A 2,557-nucleotide genomic window follows, 5' to 3' on the forward strand; every position below is an offset into this window, starting at 1 on the left:
GTAATGGTCCATTCGGCAGCCGAAGCTCCCGTCAGAGCGATCACCGAGCCAGGCGTTGGCTTATAGAGACGAACAGTGATCAGATCGCTGGCAACAGTCCCCGTGCGCATGTTACGAAGCCTTACAGTGAAAGGCCTGACGGTCTCTGCTGTTGAAAAGGTCACATTGGACATGATGGTAAAAGGACGCAGATCAGGGGTGGTCGCTGCCGCGCTGGTCCCAAATGTGAATGCTGCATAATTATCAGGTGTAACGCCGTTTGCGGTTATCGTACCAGTCGTAGCCAGCGCACCGGTTGTTCCTCCTGCATTACCCAGGCTTTCCCATTTAGCTGTGGTTGTGTTGTAGCCTACTACTACCAAATTGGCAATCGTTCCTGAGGTCAAAACGGATAGGTTGCTGGCTGCGTCCCAGGTAAGTGTGAGATTTACCGACGATGCTCCATCCACATCCCAATACTCAAGACTGCTTACTGCACTAACTCCTGTCCCCAGATTGCTTACCGGAAACGGCGCGCCTGCCGGCAATGTAGCCGCATTCGGATTCTCAAACCAATAAGCTGCCTTAAAATTGGCCGCTGCTGCCGGGGCTGATATACCGGCAGTACGGAGTTTCGCGCCGTTACCTATGGGAAATGTAAAGGCGGTATTGCCGGCTTTCTCGGCATACCCGTCAATATGGGAGCCATCGGATGCTCCCGAGTATGCCGACCCATCGGTAAAGTACACGTTATTAGTTGGTGAGCTCCGGGGTGTAACCAGGTATCCGCTGTTGAATAACAACGATCCATACACTCCATAGTGGCCGCCAGGATGGACCTGGCTGGTACTATGCATACCGCTTCCCTGGCTGTAAGCGCCTGTCCAGGCGCACACCATTAAAAGTAGGACATATAGTTTTTTCATACTTCGTTCATTTAATACGCTTTTTAGAATTTGGCCTCATTGCATGTTGAGTTTTCCAGGATCAAACGAAGTGTCTTAGTTTTCGACCAGAACTACAAAGTCCATGAAAAGTTGCTGTGATGTTCCGGCATATTCCTGACAAAATATGGTGAAGTCAGTGGGGTTTTTACCTACGATAAGCGGAGGTGTGATATCATTGTCCAAATCTGCCTGGTTTCCGGGTTGTGCCTGATTCGAGCTGGATCTCGGGGTCAGTATGACAAAGTAGGTTTTACCGGCTGGTACCGGGGTCGTGAAAGTCACTTTCCACGATGCCGAACCCGTAGTTGTATTCCATCCTCCACCCCATGCCACACCTGAAACTCCTTTTGATCCAGGTAAAACTGTGTGGTTACCGTCGGAAGTTCCGGTTACATCGCCCAGGTAAAGGCTACCCGCCGCATAGATTGACAGATTAAATGATCCCGCAGTTTGCTGGAAGCGGCGCCACATAGTGCCGTCCCAATAGACAAAGCCTTTGCCGGATGACGTGTTGGTATTGTATACAAGCAGACCTTCGGTGGGACTTGTAACAGGTGCCGCCTGAGTCAGATCAGGAATACTTACGCGCGGAGGCAAAAGACCCTTTGTTGCACTCTCAACTTCCAGGGCAGAACTGGAATTAATTGTGCCTGGATTATCTCCAACTTTTACTTGTGCGTAAATTGCAGAAGAGCTGGTCAGCAATACTCCCAGAAAGAGTTTCGAGAAAAGTCTAGATGTGTTCATCGAATTTAGATTTGGTTTGAAAAACTATTTTATTTTTAATTAAACTGTAAGACGTTGGTCGTGAACAATTATTTGCGTCCTGAATGGCTGCTGTAAAAAATAGCATTTTGATTATTTTAATATCTTAGACCAGGCCAATGATATCTCGTTTTTACAAATATTGGTGCTAAAATCGAAATGAAACCAGACGATTTTCGGTAGGTTCAGGGCGAGTTTTGGTAGTTATTTGAATTAATTGTTTTGAAATATATAATTATTGAATATTTGGTTACATTTCGTTCAATCAATATAAATCTCTATTCTAAATTGAAGTTTTGATTTAAATAAAAATGCTGCCTCGCTTGAAAACTAATTTGTAGCATGTAAGACGTTTCGAGGTGTATTTGCGGCGACTTATGATGTCATAGGGGGAATAATTGGCAGGTTCGCGGTGCGCTAAAAACAAAATAGCCCGGCAGGAATCTGCCGGGCTATCGGTTTTTGTAATACTTGAAAAGGCATTGATTATCAACTAAAACTTATCTTGCAATCACCAGCTTTTGTGTGTTTAGTGCCCCGTTCAGGTCGGTGATTTTCAAAAGGTAGGCACCTGGTGCGAGCTTTTTGACATCGATACCCTCGGTAGAAACAGCGGTGGATTGATAAACAGAGATCCCGTTGTGACTAAGGATTTCGACGTTTTTGACCGAGGCTGGTGCAATGCCGTCGAGTTTGACGAATTCTGCGGCCGGATTGGGGTAAAGGGCGATTCCTCTGCCCTCTGTATTGACCCGACGGATGACGCTATACGCGAAAGTGTTGTCTTGGTCCACCATCTTCAAGCGGTAAAGACTTCTTCCTGTGAGAGGGCTCTGGTCGGTGAATGAGTACTTTCTGATAGTTGT

At 46.6% G+C, this 2,557-nt stretch carries 2 protein-coding genes and 1 pseudogene; all 3 read right to left on the reverse strand.

The features are described 5' to 3' along the window. Positions 1-905 (reverse strand): annotated as a pseudogene (locus CLV60_RS34060) (hypothetical protein); the annotation flags it as partial. A gap of 75 nt (positions 906-980) precedes the next feature. After that, positions 981-1,673, reverse strand: a complete 693-nt coding sequence (locus CLV60_RS34065) for a phage tail-like protein (RefSeq protein WP_106599850.1) — start codon at positions 1,671-1,673, stop codon at positions 981-983. A gap of 518 nt (positions 1,674-2,191) precedes the next feature. Then, positions 2,192-2,557, reverse strand: a 366-nt coding sequence (locus tag CLV60_RS34070; protein ID WP_146151656.1) for a T9SS type A sorting domain-containing protein, incomplete at its 5' end; no start/stop codon positions are given.

Origin of the sequence: Dyadobacter jiangsuensis, from assembly GCF_003014695.1 — a bacterium.
Lineage (GTDB): Bacteria > Bacteroidota > Bacteroidia > Cytophagales > Spirosomataceae > Dyadobacter > Dyadobacter jiangsuensis.

Bases quoted from the DNA above. Each gene is read 5' to 3' on its own strand.
- CLV60_RS34065 (WP_106599850.1), bottom strand. From the start codon at position 1,673: ATGAACACATCTAGACTTTTCTCGAAACTCTTTCTGGGAGTATTGCTG.